Here is a 14,797-nt window from a genome sequence, read left to right on the forward strand (position 1 = left end):
GACCCCATGCCGAACTCAGTAGTGAAACGAAACAGCGCCGATGATAGTGTGGCATTTGCCATGTGAAAGTAGGACATCGCCAGGCTCCAAATTAAAGAAAGCCCGATTCGAAAGAGTCGGGCTTTTTGCGTTTAAGCTATTCACACAACGTGCCTTATTCATTCTTTAGGTAGGTTGGGCAGCATTCTTACTAACTTTACTCTTTCTAACTGTACTCTCGCTACTCACGTTTATAACGCTTACTCCCCTTGTCTTTGTTCTGCTTTGGCTAGTTGAATGTATTTCGTTTCGACTAGTTGTGAGAGAGGAACAAGTTCGAAGCCTTGTCGTTGTAGTTCTGGGAGTGCTTGCTGAAGAAATGTAACGGTTTCTGGGTAGGGGTGGGCAATGGCGATTGCGTAGTTGAAGTGCTCAGCTTTGCTTTTAAGTTCCTCAAGTTGATGTTGTAGTTGGCTTTGGGTGACATTGTTATCAAGAAATACATGACGAGATACGTTTGCCACACCATATAGGTTAGCAACATTTTGCGCTTCACTTTGGCTGGTTGTACGGCTATCTAAGAAGTACAAACCACGTTTTTTTAAAACTTCCATCGTCCATTTCATTGGCTCGGTAAGCTGTGTTAGCTCAGAGCCCATATGGTTATTGACCCCTTTTACCTGTGGCAGTGATGCTAACGCATGGCCGAGGGTTGTTTGTAACTCAGACTTAGTCATAGTATCGGTGAGGGCTCCAGGACCAAGCGCTTTAGTTTTATCAAGCGCTTGCATTGGAACATGTAAAAGCAATTCTTTATGAGTTTTACTAGCACGCTCTGCAAAAATTTGTGAGTAAGGGGTATGGGGCAAGATAGAAAACGTAACTTGCCCTGGTAAGTTGAGTATCTCTAGATCGCGTTGGTTATTACCAATGTCGTCTATAACAATGGCAATTTGCTTTGCTTGGCAGAATAGAGGCAAGCACAAAGCAGCGATTAATAAGCTTTTTAGTCGATTCACTTTTTGTAATTATTATATCCAGTGTGTGCGCTTATTTACTGCATAATAGCGAACTGTTTTGCTGTCAGCTGTTTTTTGTCCTGTCTATCAAGCAGTGAACTAAAAAGCGCCAATTCTTGTATATTTTTTATTATAACGTCTTGGTTAATTTCTGAAAGTATTGTTTGATTTATACTCACATCAGGTGTGATCCCTTTACCATCTATTGACTGACCAAGAGGGGTATAATAACGCGCAGTGGTGAGTTTTAATGCTGTATTACCGTTGCCTAGCGGAATAAGCGATTGTACTGAGCCTTTACCAAAAGATGTTTCGCCAATTAAAGTTGCACGTTGGTTATCGCGAAGTGCAGCGGCGAGTATTTCTGCGGCAGAAGCGGAGTTTTCATTTATTAAAACAGCAATAGGGGCTCCTTCTAAAATATCACCGCTATGTGCAGTGTATCTCTGGTTTGCCTCATTAAAGCGTCCTTTAGTTGAAACAATGATGCCGCTGTCTAAAAATAAGTCTGCAACCTCTATGGCGCCTTGCAATGTGCCGCCGGGATTATCACGTAAATCAATAATTAAACCAGATAATGGGAAGCTGTTATTAACTTGCATTTTTGCAAGTTCACGCGCAACGTCATGTAGTGTGTGATTATTAAATGTATTAATGCTTAATAAAGCGACGCCTGAATCGGATAGGTAGCCATGAACGCTTTCTAGTGTGATTTGTTGGCGCTTAATTGAAAAGCTTAATGCTGTTGATTCTTTTCGCATGATTGAAACATTGACGGCGTCTAATCCGCTCTCTCGAATCAGCGTTGCAACCTCATCAATACTCTTATTCATGATAGGCTGATGATTAATCGCAACAACTTCATCATTTATTTGTAATCCCGCCTGTTCTGCTGGGGAGTTACTTAAAGTATTGACGATATAAACTCGTCCATTATCCATTTTAACTTCGATCCCCAAGCCTGTGTAACGGCCATTGGTGTTGCTAAATATGGCATCGAGCTCATTTTCATTAAGATATTTAGAGTAGGGATCAAGCTGTTCTAGTAATTCTTCCACTTGGTCGTTATTAGGTTGACTAACAAAGCTATTTTGTAACTTCAAATCATCTACATAATAGGTGTGAATATTAAAAAGTATTTCGTTTAGCTGTTGACGATGAAGTGTTTCAAGCGAAGGTTTAGCAATGCTTGGGAACGATTGAAACACCAAGCAAAATAATGTAACTAACGTTATAAAACACAGCTGAGTAAAAAACTTGGCTGGGTAGATAGCTCTGAATGTAAGGGTTGTGTTTAGCATCAGCTGCTCCTCATAGGGTGCAGCTATTTAATCTATTAAATGCGTCTGCACCATTTTACAGGATTTACTGCGCGTCCTTTGTGGCGTATTTCAAAGTATAGACCAGGATCTGGCTGTCCGCCGCTTTGACCAACTAAAGCAATTGTTTCGCCTTCTCTAACAAGGTCACCAACATCGCGAAGTAGAGTTTGAGCATGGCCGTATAAGCTCATAAAGCCATCACCATGGTCAATGGCAATCACCCAACCAAAGCCATTTAACCAATCGGCATAAACAACTTGGCCGTTCTGTACGCTTTTAACATTACTGCCTTCTTTGGCACTAATGAGTACGCCTTTCCAGTCTATGTTGCCGTGCTTACGTTGTCCAAAGCGATGGCGTAGTGCCCCTTTGGTTGGCCAGTCTAGCTTTCCTTTACTGCTTTGAAGACCTAGTAGTTCTACTTTTTCACTGCGCTCTCTTTCTAACTCTTCAATGGCTGTGATGAGAGTTTGTTCATTCTCTTTTAAATAGTCTATTGAGCTTTTAGTCTCTTTGAGTGCTGACTGAAGTTTATTGAGGTTGTTTTTACGTTCATGTTGAGCTTTAACTAAGGCCTGCTGACGCTGCTTTTGCTCATCATATAAGGCAACTAGACGTTGTTTCGTTTTTTCAAGCTCAGCTTGGTTGTCAGCTATTTCTTGCTGCAGTGCTTTGAGTTCTTCAATTTGCTTAATGCGTGCTTTATTTAGGTAATTGTAATAACTGAGTGTGCGCTCAATTTTGGCTGTGTCTTGTTGGTTAAGCAGCATTTTTGAATAGTCATGGCTACCAGCCATGTAGGCGCTTTTTAGCTGGGCAGCTAATAAGGTTTGTCGCTTGGCTTGTTGAGCTTTAAGCTGCTGTGCTTTAGCTTGTTGTTCTCGTTGTTGTTGCTCGTTTTCTTTAACCGATTGGGCTGCAAGGTTTAATGCTTTGGCATTTTGAGCTATATCGAGCTCATGGGCGCGAAGATCTTTGCGCATTTGAGCAATGGACTTACGTTGACCTTTAAGCTCAGCCTCTGTTTTTTGTAAAGCTGATTGAATGTCTGATAAATCTTTTTTGGTTTGATCTTCATTAGCAACAACCGAAGTTGTTACTAATGAAGTCAGTATTAAACCAGTTTTAAATAAGTGGTTAATACATTTACTCATAGCTTATTTCAGCGTCATGATTGGTTTACCAGTCATTTCACTTGGCTGCTCTAAGCCGAGTAGGTGAAGCATGGTTGGAGCCACGTCACTTAATGTTTTACCATCATGTGGTGTTGCATCACGGCCAACATAGATAAATGGCACAGGCTCACTAGTGTGTGCGGTATGTGCTTGACCCGTTGCTGGGTTAGCCATTTGTTCTGCATTACCGTGGTCTGCTGTGATCAGCGCTTCACCACCATGCTCTTCAAGTGCAGCTATAACACGACCAATACAGTGGTCAACAGCTTCACATGCTTTAACTGCAGCTTCGAATACACCTGAGTGACCTACCATGTCTCCATTAGGGTAGTTACAGATGATGGCATCGTATTTACCGCTAGCGATTGCTTCAACCAATTTATCGGTCAGCATTTCAGAGTTCATTTCTGGTTGCAGATCATATGTTGCAACTTGTGGTGATGGAATTAGTTCGCGAGTCTCGCCAACAAATTCATCTTCACGACCACCACTAAAGAAAAAGGTCACGTGTGCGTATTTTTCTGTTTCAGAGATACGTAGTTGTGTTTTACCTTGTTTCTCTAGCCATTCGCCTAATACATTTGTTAAAGGCTCTGGGGCAAATGCAATCGGTGCTTTAATGTCTGCTGCATACTCAGTCATCATTACAAAAGCGCTTAACTTAGGTGATTTTTTCTTATCAAAACCGCTAAAGTCAGCATCAACAAAGGCACGAGTCATTTCACGTGCTCGGTCTGCTCTGAAGTTAGCAAAGATAACAGTGTCGCCGTCATTAATCTCAACAGCTGTTTGGCCTTCTGGTACTACTGTAGTTGCAGCAACGAATTCATCGTTTTCATCACGTGCATAAGCCTCTTCTAGTGCGGTTACGCCATCAGTGTAGCTGTATTGAGCAATACCACTAACCATAACGTCATAAGCAAGCTCGACACGGTTCCAACGGTTATCGCGGTCCATTGCATAGTAACGACCAACAAGTGTTGCTAAACGGCCGCAGCCAAGTTCTGCAAATAGGGCTTCGATACGCTCAATTGATGCTTTTGCACTGCGTGGCGGCGTGTCACGACCATCTAAGAAAGCGTGGAAGTAAACTTCTTTTGCACCGCGCTTGGCTGCAAGTTCAATCGTTGCAACAATGTGGTCTTCGTGACTATGAACACCACCCGGGCTTAAAAGACCCATGATATGTACAGCTTTGCCTGCATTTACAGCTTTGTCGATATTATCAACAAGTGCTGGGTTGCTATCGAATTCACCATCATCAATGGCTTTTGTGATGCGCGTAAAATCTTGGTAAACAATACGGCCAGCACCTAAGTTTACGTGGCCTACTTCAGAGTTACCCATTTGCCCTGCAGGTAAACCAACATCAAGTCCCGAACCTGAAATTAATGTATGTGGGCGGGTTGCCCAAAGGTTATCGAGTACTGGGGTATTAGCAGCAAGTATAGCGTTACTTTCTGTATCTTCACGGTATCCCCAACCGTCTAAGATCATTAATACCAATGGTTTTTTATGCTCTGTCATTATAGCTCCTGAAGATTGGCACTTATATATCACTAGCATACCGTGTTTTATGGTTTTGATCAGCTATCAATATGTCATATTAAAATATTTCACGCCCTAGCATTTTCAATTCAAGCACGTATACTTGCGTGGCAAATTTTAATTAACCCATGGCTATGCGCTGTGGTACCTAAATTTCTTAGTGGAAAACGCATGGATCAATATATTGAATTTATCTCAAATCATCCGGTTTTGAGCATCATTTGGTTAGCATTAGTAGCAATGCTGATCAGCAGTTGGTTTAAAAGTAAATTTTCAGCTATTCGCCAGATTAACCCACAACAAGTAACTTTGCTGATTAATCGTGAAGATGGTCAAGTCGTTGATATTCGTCCTCAAAAAGAATTTAATTCGGGTCGAATTGCGGGTGCAGAGCATTTAAATCCGGAAAAAGCTAAACAATCTGATTTTTCAAGCCTTGAAAAGTTCAAGAGTAAACCCATTATACTTGTATGTACTACAGGCATGACAGCTTCAGGTATCGCAACTGCTATGCATAAAGCAGGCTATGAGCGTGTTTATGTATTATCAGGTGGTATGGGTGCATGGCAATCAGCGAGCCTACCAACAACGACAGGCCGTTAAATATCTACGTTGCAGCTCGATAGAGGAATTATTATGAGTAATGTTGTTCTTTACACAAAGGCTTACTGCCCATTTTGCCAACGCGCTTTGGCATTGTTAGACAGTAAAGGTGTAAACTACACGAACATTGATATTGGTGTTCATCCAGAACGACGCGATGAAATGATCGATAAAGCAAATGGTGGTTACACGGTGCCACAAATTTTCATCAATGATGAACATATCGGTGGTTGCGACGACATGATGGCAATAGAGGCTCAAGGCCTTTTAGACGCAAAGCTTAACGCTTAATTTTTTAATTATAAAAACGAATTCAAGATAGGAATTACAATGAACGAAGAAAATCAAAACGCAGCAGAACAACAAGCAGGCGCGCAATTCACAATCCAACGTATTTACACAAAAGATGTTTCATTCGAGACACCTAATTCGCCAGCAATTTTCCAAAAAGAGTGGACTCCTGAAGTTAAACTTGACTTAGATACTCGTTCTAACAAGTTAGAAGAAGGTGTATTTGAAGTTGTTCTTGCATTAACAGTGACAGCATCTATTGGTGAAGAAACTGCGTTCCTTTGTGAAATTCAACAAGCAGGTATTTTTACTATCGCTGATGTTGAAGAAGTACAACTTGCACACATGCTAGGTGCATTCTGCCCGAACGTACTTTTCCCTTACGCTCGTGAAGCAGTATCAAACTTAGTTAACCGTGGTACTTTCCCACAATTAAACTTAGCACCAGTTAACTTTGATGCTCTTTTTGCTCAATACATGCAACAGCGTGCAGCTCAAGAGCAACAGGCAACTGCAGACGCATAAGCTATGACTACAGCACAATCAGCTGTTACAGTTTTAGGGGCGGGGTCGTATGGCACCGCCCTTGCTATTTGCTTTGCCAGAAATGGTCACCCAGTCACTTTATGGGGGCGCAATAGCGATGACGTTGCTACGCTTGCAGCTGAGCGAAAAAATCAACGTTATGTTCCTGATGTCACCTTTCCTGAGTCGCTAAAGCTAGAAGCTGATCTAGAAACAGCAGTAAAAGCAAGTAAAATCATTCTAGTGGTTGTACCAAGTCATGCTTTCGCAGGCACTCTTCAGAAAATAAAACCATGGTTAAACGAGGAAGCTGAAGTTGCGTGGGCTACAAAAGGTTTAGAGCCTAACACAGGGCGTTTATTGCAAGAAGTTGCAGTACAAGAGCTTGGGGATAATATTCCACTGGCTGTGCTTTCAGGACCTACTTTTGCTAAAGAAATGGCTATGGGCTTGCCAACAGCTATTTCGGTATCGTCGACTTCTAAAGATTTTGCAAAGCAGCTGGCTGATCTTTTACATTGTGGCCGCTCATTTAGGGTGTATAACAATGATGATTTCATTGGTATACAACTTGGTGGCGCAGTAAAAAATGTCATTGCGATTGGCGCAGGTATGTCGGACGGTTTTGGCTTTGGGGCTAATGCTCGTACAGCTTTAATAACCCGTGGTTTAGCTGAGCTTTGTCGTTTAGGTTGTGCATTAGGTGCCCGTTCAGATACCTTTATGGGCATGGCTGGTCTTGGTGACTTAATCTTAACCTGTACAGATAACCAATCGCGTAACCGTCGTTTTGGTCTGGCACTGGGTAAAGGTGAAGGAGTCGAAGCGGCAATCGAATCAATTGGTCAGGTTGTCGAAGGCTATAGAAATACTAAAGAAGTGTTTTTACTTGCTGAGCGTACCGGCATCGAAATGCCGATCACAGAGCAAATTTACAAAGTGCTTTATGAAAATAAAGATGTAAAAGAAGCTGCGATGGCGTTGCTTGGTCGAGAGCAAAAGTCAGAGTAATGATACCGGCGCACTTAAAACAAAACGCGATTAGTAATCGCGTTTTTTGTTTTTTACAACTTATAACTGCTCGCAATGTGAGGTACTAATACCTTCTCTTTTAAAGATCTAAAAAACCAAATCTTAGCCTTGTTATTAACGAGATTTTGTTGCCTCAAAATAGCTCACTTAATTAAGCGAATAGGTATTACTTAAGTTGGTTGTTTAACTTGTTTTTATTAATGAAATCGACCACTTGTTCAGCTTTAAGAGGCTTACTGTAATAGAATCCCTGTTGAAAATGGCAACCCATAATATGTAACATGTAAGCCTGCTCTTGGGTTTCAACGCCCTCGGCAATAATATTAATACCGAGATACTTTGCTAAGCGGACAATAGTTGCAGTGATGTTTCTATCTTGATCGTTATGAGCGATGTCTTTGACAAAGGATTTGTCAATTTTTAGGGTGTCGATAGGAAACCGTTTCAGGTAACTTAACGATGAGTGCCCTGTACCAAAGTCGTCTAGGGCGATGTTAACACCAAGCGCTTTTATGCGTGTCATTTGCTGAAGGGCAAACTCAGGGTTATCCATCATTGCACTTTCTGTTATTTCTAACTCCAAGCAGTAGGCTGGTACATCAAACTTGCCTAAGTACTCTATTAATGTGTCTATTAAGCTACTGTGCTGAAAGTGTAAAGCAGAAATGTTAATGGCTACATTGCCAAACCGTATATTTTGCTTTTGCCAGCTAGATAGTTGTTTTAGTAACCGCTCTATTAGTAATTGTGTTAGTGGGATAATGGCACCATTTTGTTCTGCAAGAGGGATGAATTCGTCAGGTGTTATAATACTGCCATCATCTTGAGGCCACCTAACTAGGGCTTCAAAGCCATGCAGACGATTGTGTTGAGCATCAAACTTAGGTTGGAAGTAAAGTTCAAAGTCATTATTGGTAATTGCCTTAAACAGAGCGCTTTCTTTCGTTAACTCGGTTGGGTCAAGTGTGTGGCGATCTTTATCAAAAAACTGGTATGTATTTCGGCCTATTTTTTTTGCATGATTTAATGCGCTATTGGCACTGCGCATCAGGTTCTCGCAGTTATAAGCATTGTCTGGATAAATAGCGAGACCACAACATACAGATAATGAAGTTTCAAAATTATCCAGCATAAAAGGTGTTTTGAATTGCTGAAGAACTGTATCCACAGTTTGCTTTGCAAAGAATATCGTTTTTCCTGAATAAAGGTATGGAGGAACAAGTATTGCAAACTCATCTGCACCTAGTCTGGCGATTGTGAAGCCTGAATTGAGCGATGCTGTTAAGCGGCACGCGACCTCTTTGAGTAACACATCACCTAAGGTATGACCTAAAGAGTCATTTATCTTTTTGAAATTATCGATGTCAATAAATACGATGAGTAAACTCGGGTAAGTGTCGTTACATGCTTTGATTGCTTTATCAAGAGATTCAATAAAAATAGCACGATTCGATAATCCTGTAACAGTATCTTTTGTTGTGAGCTTAAGCATACTGCGCTCAGTATTTTTACGAGTTGTGATATCGTAAAACAGTCCAACATAGCGAACAGTAGGCTTAGTCAGTGATGAGGTTATTACTTTGGTGATTGATAAAGCCAGAGCGTAAGGTTGACCGTCTTTACGAATGTTCCACATTTCGCCAGACCAGTAACCATCTTGCTCTAACTCTTGGAGAATGATTGCTTCAAGCTGTTGGTCTCGACCGCTTTGAGTTAGCGCCTTAAACTTTTTGCCGATAACATCGACTTTTTGATAGCCAGTAATTTCAGAAAAAGCGTCATTTATCTCAATGATATTGAAGTCTTCGTCGGTTATCCAAATAGCATCTTTTGCTTTAGACAATAACGCATCCGTGAATATCATTTTTTTATTTCTGTAATAAAAAAACAGCCAAGCCAAAAGTAATAAGGTAATGAGGGCCAGAAGAATGATATATGGAAAATTAGAAGCTTGCGTGGGCAAGGTTGTTGCAGCTGATGCTTTACCTAATGGAAGATGCATCAGCAAGGTCGAGCAACATAAAATATGAAAAGGGCGCATTTAAAACCATCTTTAGGAACAAGCCAGCCTATTTAGGTTAGTTCATAAAAAATGGTAATGCTAAATAATTAGTGTGTTTTTATTAAAAACGTTTTTTCAATAACTTACTGGCCATTAACAAAGCCAAGTTGACGCCAAGACTCATATACAAATACAGCCACAGAATTAGATAAGTTCATGCTTCGACTGTCTTTTTGCATCGGGATACGTACTCGTTGCTCTTTAGGTAAAGATTGAATGAGCTCATCAGGTAGGCCTCGAGTTTCCGGACCAAACACTAAACAGTCACCTGGTTGGTATTGTGCTTGATGGTGAAACTGACTGCCTTTAGTCGTACATGCATAGACTTTCTTAGGTTGGCATTTTTCTAGGTATGCTTCGAACGAAGCATGACGTTGTACGTGACTAAATTCATGATAATCAAGTCCTGCACGTTTTACACGCTTGTCATCCCATTCAAAGCCAAGAGGTTCAATAAGATGTAAGGCGTAGCCAGTGTTTGCGCATAAACGGATGATATTTCCAGTGTTAGGTGGGATCTCTGGTTGGTATAACACTATATCAAGCATGTGACTCTCTTTTTTAAACAATATCAATTGTCGGTGAGTATACACGAACTCAAATAAAAAGATGATATACTGACAACTGTTAATATCTAAAGGTAAGTTTTGTGCAACATCGCAGTTATGAGTTTTGGGTTAAAACAGCTAGTTTAGTGACTATCACTATGGTCAGCTTGATGATTGCCGCAAAAAGTTGGGCGTGGCTTGCTTCAGGCTCAGCATCTATGCTTGGCTCATTAACCGACTCACTGATGGACATCACTGCATCTTTAATGAGCTTTTTAGTGCTAGGTTATGCATTACGCCCAGCGGATGATGATCATCGCTTTGGTCATGGTAAAGCGGAAGCATTAGCTGGCCTTGCTCAAGCCGCATTCATTGCCGGTTCTGGCTGTTTTTTAGCGTTCCATGGTATTGAGCGTTTATTCAACCCTGTTACCTTAAAGCATTCTGATTTAGGTATTTGGGTAAGTATTTTTGCGATTGTTTGTACGTTAGTGGTGGTATTTGTACAAACCAAAGTGATTAACCACACAGAATCTATCGCAATTAAAGCTGACTCAATTCATTACAAAGGTGACTTGATCTTAAACCTAGCTGTGTTGCTGGCTATTGTGTTGGCTAAATACGGTGTTGCATATGCAGATCCTCTGTTTGCAATTGGCGTCGCGGTTTATTTACTTTATAACAGTTGGGATATTGCCCGTGAAAGTGCTGATCATCTGATGGACAAAGAGCTTCCAGATGAAGAAAAAGAAACGATTCTTGCCATTGTAAATAGTCATCGAGATGTTTATGGCGCACATGATATTCGTACTCGCCAAGGCGGTAAGATCAAATTCATTCAAATGCATTTGGAGCTAGAAGATTCACTATCGCTCATTCGTGCTCATCAAGTTGCTGATGAAGTTGAGGTAATGATCCAAACTCATTTTGCATGTGAGATGGATATATTAGTTCACCTAGACCCGCTCTCAGTCGTTCAGAAGTCTCGTCAAACAGAGTCACAAAACTGATAAAAATCGCTGAGTACTGCCTGTCTTATCTCGTCGCGTTCACATAACAGTTCATGGCGAGCACCCGCGTAGGTTTTCAATCGTGCATGTTTCTGTTTATGGGTAAGTGCAAATTGCGCAGCATTATCGACCACGGTATCTTGCTCTGCACTTGCGATAAATAAAGGAATATCGATTTTTTTATCGATTAAAGAAGCAATAAAATCAAACGATGCATTGAGCCAGCCGTAGGTGACGCCACCTAGTTGTAAATCATCTTCTGCTGCATACAGTTCTCTAAACAGCTTATAGCGAATTTCACTACTGGTTAATTCATTGGCTGTAAAGTCGACCGGCAAATAGTCGCTTTGGCCAAATGCGTAACTACGACCAAGGCCAAGTAAGGATGCAATTTTAGCTGCCAGTTTTGCTAAAGGCTTTGGTGTACCTTTGGTGTGAATATCAAACATTGGCGCGGATAAAAAAGCACCTGAAAACTGATGCTGATAACGCGAGAGGTAATCATAGGCAATGGCACTCCCCATTGAATGGCCGAGTAAAACCTGCTTTCCTTGCCAGTGCTGCTTTACCACTTTATCAATAAACACGGCAAAGTCATCGGCATAGTCAGTAAAACGATTTACATAGCCTTTATGAGCGTTTTTTAAATGACGATAAGAGCGACCTTGGCCTTGGTGGTCAACACTAAAAACCGCAAAGCCATTTTGATAAAGTTCCCACAGTAACTCCTTATACTTAACCAAAGACTCAATTCGGCCACTACTAATGATGACAGCTGTATTTGCTTGCTCAGGTATGGCATAACCATAATAAAGCTGACCATGACTCGTGCTAAGAAAGTCTTTTTGTAATTGCTCAGAAAAAAACTGATTGATGTGATCTGTGTTATTTATAAGGCTAGCTTCAGTGCTATAAAACATTTACTGACTCTTTAAAGGAAGGCGGATGTTAACGCAAAGTCCACCATGTTCTTGGTTTTCAAGTGTTAGTGTACCATCATGTGCAGAGATCGCATTCTTTGCAATTGCAAGCCCTAAACCTGTACCACCGGTGTTTCTATCGCGTGCATGCTCTTGACGAAAGAAAGGCTCACACAGCCTTGCAAGGTTTGCTTCATCAACACCTTTACCATCGTCGCAAATAGTCATGTAAATAGCATCAGACTCTTCTAGGTTAATTGAAATGGTGTGCTCTGCGTACTTAATTGCATTGCGAAGCACGTTTTCAAGCGCACTGGCAATTAAGGTTTCATCACACCGAATATCGGTTTTGAGCGCACCATTAACACGCAATACTTTATTACTTTGTTTGGCTTCAAATTGGGCGTCGTTCAGTACGTGATCGACTATGACTTGTAATGACTGCGTACTTAATGAAAGGGTCTGACTCTTCGCTTCTAACCGTGACACCTGTAGTACATCGGCAATCATTTTATCAAGCTGGTTGGCCTCTTTTTCGATACGCTCTAAATAGGCCTGTTGGGTATCATCAGCCTGCATTTGCGCAAGGCCAGTTGCCATTTTTAAGCGCGTCAAAGGTGAACGCAGCTCATGAGAAATATCTGCTAGTAATCGCTTTTGAGCCGTAATAAGTTGTTCAAGCTGTATTGCCATAGCATTAAAATCACGTCCGAGTACACCAAGTTCATCTTGTCGAGTGGACGATACATCCGCTCGGGCTGCTAAGTTACCATTTGCGAGTTTTTTTGCTGTTTCTTTTAAGCTATTAATAGGTGCAATTAAGTTGCGACTGAAGAAAAAGCTGAGCATTAATGATGCAATTAAAGCGATAAATAGCTTTAACCACGTTGGCATTAGCCATAAGCTAACGAAAAACGGCTTTTTGCGTTTCTCGTCAATCTCATAGAGGTAAAACTTACCTTCGGGTACATTTAATTCTATCGGCCCATAAGCTTGATACTCATCGGTAAATATAATTTGTGGGCTCATGTATTTAGTAAAGTTAAGCAAACTTAAGTCAATGTCTTTAGAGATAGGTTCACTGAGCATTTCAACTCCGTGTACGTCACCATTTAAGTACAGCAATTTATGCTTTGAAAAGCGCGGATGGGATAATACTTCTTGCGTTGATTTGCCATGTTTAGCAACTATCCGCTCAATACTTTTTGCAGTGTACTGCAAGTTTTTTAGCATCGGGCCGCGTAGATTATCACTGCCTACATTGCTGGTTAGTTGACTCAAAAAAACGAGTAGGGTAATGGTGGCCAGCACGGTAATCCAAAACCATACAAAGATTTTTAAAAATAGGTAGTGACGTGGGTGCTTTAACCAACTAGGAGGCGTCATGTTATTCACCTTGAATGAGTACGTAGCCACTACCACGTATTGTTTTTATTCGTTCATTGTTGACATGTTCAGCTATTTTCTTACGAATATTACTCACATGCATATCTATTGAACGGTCAAACGGAGCAAGGCGTCTCCCCAATACTTGTTCACTTATTTGTTCTTTACTGATCACTTCTCCCGCATGGTCTACTAACATTGCAAGAATTTCATATTCAGTACCTGTTAGGCTGAGGATGTTGTCGTTTACTGAGGCCTCACGTGTTGCAAAGTTAATATTGATACTGTTTACACTTAACGAATTGCTATGTTGATTAGACAGACTATTAATATGTTCAATACGACGGGTAATTGCTTTAACGCGAGCTAGTAACTCTCTGTGATTAAATGGTTTGGCAATATAATCATCAGCGCCAAGCTCTAACCCAAAGATACGATCAAAGTCCTCTCCTTTGGCTGTTAGCATGATCACAGGAGTGAGTTTATGCTGCCTTAATTGTTTTAAGACTTCAAACCCATCCATAGAGGGAAGCATCACATCAAGTAGAATAAGTTCGTAGTTATATTGCAGTGCTTGTTTTAGTCCTTCAGCGCCATCATGAAAACAATCTACTGTAAATCCCTGTGCTGTTAAGTACTCACTGAGTAATTCGCACAACCCTGTATCGTCGTCGATCATTAATAGTTTCATTTGACACCTAGCAGTTTAATTCTTTGAGGTTATTTTACTCAGTAAATTGTGTAAAAGTGAATCTTTACACAACCTTTACACTGCTTTGCGTTCCTTTGCATTGTAATGAGTATAGTTAACTCATCAGTCGAAAACGACTCTGGAACACCACTCAACAAAAGGTAATGATTATGACTATTTCGAATAAACTTTCTAAATTCGTACTTGTTTGTGGCTTAGCAGCAGCCAGTGTTGGTACTACTTCAGCAATGGCAAAAGGTGACTTTAATCGTGGAATGAACCCACAAGCACGCTTTTTACTTTCTGAGCGCGGTATTGATAAATTAAAACTTACAGAAGAGCAGCAAACGAAACTAAAAGCGATTTTTGCTGAGCAGAAAACGCAATTTGAAGCATTACGTGGTGACAAAGATGCAATGAAAGCCGCTCGTGCAGCTCACAAAGAAAAAATGGATGTATTATTATCTACAGCAAAATTTGACGAAAATGCGGCTCTTGAGTTAATCAAAGCTCGTCAGGCGAAAGCTCAGCAGTTTGCCTTGTTAAAGATGAAATCAGAGCATGATATTTGGCAGGTTTTGAATACTGAGCAACGTGAAAGCTACCAAGAAATTAAAAAGCATCTTCGTAAAAAAGGCCATAAAAAGGGTCATCATGGAAATCGCGGCGAGCGTAAAGGTGAGCGC

15 protein-coding genes and 1 rRNA gene are annotated in these 14,797 nt (G+C 40.9%); 7 read left to right on the forward strand and 9 right to left on the reverse strand.

Annotation, left to right across the window (positions count from 1 at the left end):
- Positions 1–85, forward strand: a 5S ribosomal RNA gene (gene rrf, locus L1264_RS21555); the annotation flags it as partial.
- Between the two features lie 154 nt (positions 86–239).
- Here the strand turns inward: rrf and L1264_RS20320 are convergent.
- The 4 genes from L1264_RS20320 to gpmM are packed head-to-tail and all read right to left on the reverse strand — an operon-like array spanning position 240 to position 5,022.
- Positions 240–998, reverse strand: a complete 759-nt coding sequence (locus L1264_RS20320; RefSeq protein ID WP_235404500.1) for a divergent polysaccharide deacetylase family protein — start codon at positions 996–998, stop codon at positions 240–242.
- Between the two features lie 35 nt (positions 999–1,033).
- Positions 1,034–2,299: a S41 family peptidase gene (locus L1264_RS20325; protein ID WP_138558577.1), complete on the reverse strand. Its 1,266-nt coding sequence runs from the start codon at positions 2,297–2,299 to the stop codon at positions 1,034–1,036.
- Between the two features lie 35 nt (positions 2,300–2,334).
- Positions 2,335–3,474: a murein hydrolase activator EnvC family protein gene (locus L1264_RS20330; protein WP_199526199.1), complete on the reverse strand. Its 1,140-nt coding sequence runs from the start codon at positions 3,472–3,474 to the stop codon at positions 2,335–2,337.
- A 3-nt stretch (positions 3,475–3,477) separates the two neighbouring features.
- On the reverse strand, positions 3,478–5,022 hold the full coding sequence (gpmM, locus tag L1264_RS20335) for a 2,3-bisphosphoglycerate-independent phosphoglycerate mutase (RefSeq protein ID WP_199526198.1): 1,545 nt from the start codon (positions 5,020–5,022) through the stop codon (positions 3,478–3,480).
- Between the two features lie 192 nt (positions 5,023–5,214).
- Between gpmM and L1264_RS20340 the strand changes: the two genes are divergently transcribed.
- From L1264_RS20340 to gpsA, 4 genes are read left to right on the forward strand one after another with little or no spacing between them, the layout of a single operon-like run.
- The gene (locus tag L1264_RS20340; protein ID WP_135923532.1) at positions 5,215–5,646 is read left to right on the forward strand and encodes a rhodanese-like domain-containing protein; all 432 of its coding nucleotides are present in this window, start codon (positions 5,215–5,217) and stop codon (positions 5,644–5,646) included.
- A 33-nt stretch (positions 5,647–5,679) separates the two neighbouring features.
- Positions 5,680–5,937 carry a glutaredoxin 3 gene (gene grxC / locus L1264_RS20345; RefSeq protein ID WP_135923533.1) on the forward strand — a complete coding sequence of 86 codons (258 nt, stop codon included), beginning with the start codon at positions 5,680–5,682 and terminating at the stop codon, positions 5,935–5,937.
- A gap of 39 nt (positions 5,938–5,976) precedes the next feature.
- Positions 5,977–6,462 (forward strand): protein-export chaperone SecB, encoded by a 486-nt coding sequence (gene secB, locus L1264_RS20350; protein ID WP_135923534.1) that lies wholly within the window; start codon positions 5,977–5,979, stop codon positions 6,460–6,462.
- Between the two features lie 3 nt (positions 6,463–6,465).
- Positions 6,466–7,473: an NAD(P)H-dependent glycerol-3-phosphate dehydrogenase gene (gpsA, locus tag L1264_RS20355; RefSeq protein ID WP_135923535.1), complete on the forward strand. Its 1,008-nt coding sequence runs from the start codon at positions 6,466–6,468 to the stop codon at positions 7,471–7,473.
- A 187-nt stretch (positions 7,474–7,660) separates the two neighbouring features.
- On the opposite strand, the gene L1264_RS20360 is transcribed toward gpsA, so the two are convergent.
- Together L1264_RS20360 and trmL are read right to left on the reverse strand one after the other, a co-directional pair.
- On the reverse strand, positions 7,661–9,358 hold the full coding sequence (locus tag L1264_RS20360; RefSeq protein ID WP_205994297.1) for a putative bifunctional diguanylate cyclase/phosphodiesterase: 1,698 nt from the start codon (positions 9,356–9,358) through the stop codon (positions 7,661–7,663).
- Between the two features lie 281 nt (positions 9,359–9,639).
- On the reverse strand, positions 9,640–10,104 hold the full coding sequence (gene trmL / locus L1264_RS20365) for a tRNA (uridine(34)/cytosine(34)/5-carboxymethylaminomethyluridine(34)-2'-O)-methyltransferase TrmL (RefSeq protein WP_054550977.1): 465 nt from the start codon (positions 10,102–10,104) through the stop codon (positions 9,640–9,642).
- Positions 10,105–10,205: 101 nt separating this feature from the next.
- On the opposite strand from trmL, the gene L1264_RS20370 reads away from it, so the two are divergent.
- Positions 10,206–11,114 carry a cation diffusion facilitator family transporter gene (locus L1264_RS20370; protein ID WP_135923537.1) on the forward strand — a complete coding sequence of 303 codons (909 nt, stop codon included), beginning with the start codon at positions 10,206–10,208 and terminating at the stop codon, positions 11,112–11,114.
- On the opposite strand, the gene L1264_RS20375 is transcribed toward L1264_RS20370, so the two are convergent.
- The 3 genes from L1264_RS20375 to L1264_RS20385 are packed head-to-tail and all read right to left on the reverse strand — an operon-like array spanning position 11,093 to position 14,111.
- Positions 11,093–12,034 carry an alpha/beta fold hydrolase gene (locus tag L1264_RS20375; protein ID WP_199526197.1) on the reverse strand — a complete coding sequence of 314 codons (942 nt, stop codon included), beginning with the start codon at positions 12,032–12,034 and terminating at the stop codon, positions 11,093–11,095. The genes L1264_RS20370 and L1264_RS20375 overlap by 22 nt on opposite strands.
- Positions 12,035–13,420 carry an ATP-binding protein gene (locus L1264_RS20380; protein WP_199526196.1) on the reverse strand — a complete coding sequence of 462 codons (1,386 nt, stop codon included), beginning with the start codon at positions 13,418–13,420 and terminating at the stop codon, positions 12,035–12,037. It lies immediately after the preceding gene.
- A 1-nt stretch (position 13,421) separates the two neighbouring features.
- Entirely contained in the window at positions 13,422–14,111 is a 690-nt protein-coding gene (locus L1264_RS20385) for a response regulator transcription factor (RefSeq protein WP_135923540.1), read from the reverse strand.
- 170 nt (positions 14,112–14,281) lie between these two features.
- Here L1264_RS20385 and L1264_RS20390 point away from each other — a divergent pair.
- On the forward strand, positions 14,282–14,797 hold a 516-nt coding region (locus L1264_RS20390), incomplete at its 3' end, for a Spy/CpxP family protein refolding chaperone (RefSeq protein WP_235404501.1).

Source organism: Pseudoalteromonas sp. APAL1 (assembly GCF_021532475.1).
GTDB lineage: Bacteria > Pseudomonadota > Gammaproteobacteria > Enterobacterales > Alteromonadaceae > Pseudoalteromonas > Pseudoalteromonas lipolytica_C.

What these genes read in the sequence shown, in the direction of transcription:
- L1264_RS20325 (WP_138558577.1), bottom strand. Translation starts at nt 2,299, where the DNA reads ATGCTAAACACAACCCTTACATTCAGAGCTATCTACCCAGCCAAGTTT.
- L1264_RS20375 (WP_199526197.1), bottom strand. Translation starts at nt 12,034, where the DNA reads ATGTTTTATAGCACTGAAGCTAGCCTTATAAATAACACAGATCACATC.
- trmL (WP_054550977.1), bottom strand. Translation starts at nt 10,104, where the DNA reads ATGCTTGATATAGTGTTATACCAACCAGAGATCCCACCTAACACTGGA.
- gpsA (WP_135923535.1), top strand. Translation starts at nt 6,466, where the DNA reads ATGACTACAGCACAATCAGCTGTTACAGTTTTAGGGGCGGGGTCGTAT.
- L1264_RS20380 (WP_199526196.1), bottom strand. Translation starts at nt 13,420, where the DNA reads ATGACGCCTCCTAGTTGGTTAAAGCACCCACGTCACTACCTATTTTTA.
- secB (WP_135923534.1), top strand. Translation starts at nt 5,977, where the DNA reads ATGAACGAAGAAAATCAAAACGCAGCAGAACAACAAGCAGGCGCGCAA.
- L1264_RS20385 (WP_135923540.1), bottom strand. Translation starts at nt 14,111, where the DNA reads ATGAAACTATTAATGATCGACGACGATACAGGGTTGTGCGAATTACTC.
- grxC (WP_135923533.1), top strand. Translation starts at nt 5,680, where the DNA reads ATGAGTAATGTTGTTCTTTACACAAAGGCTTACTGCCCATTTTGCCAA.
- gpmM (WP_199526198.1), bottom strand. Translation starts at nt 5,022, where the DNA reads ATGACAGAGCATAAAAAACCATTGGTATTAATGATCTTAGACGGTTGG.
- L1264_RS20360 (WP_205994297.1), bottom strand. Translation starts at nt 9,358, where the DNA reads ATGATATTCACGGATGCGTTATTGTCTAAAGCAAAAGATGCTATTTGG.
- L1264_RS20330 (WP_199526199.1), bottom strand. Translation starts at nt 3,474, where the DNA reads ATGAGTAAATGTATTAACCACTTATTTAAAACTGGTTTAATACTGACT.
- L1264_RS20340 (WP_135923532.1), top strand. Translation starts at nt 5,215, where the DNA reads ATGGATCAATATATTGAATTTATCTCAAATCATCCGGTTTTGAGCATC.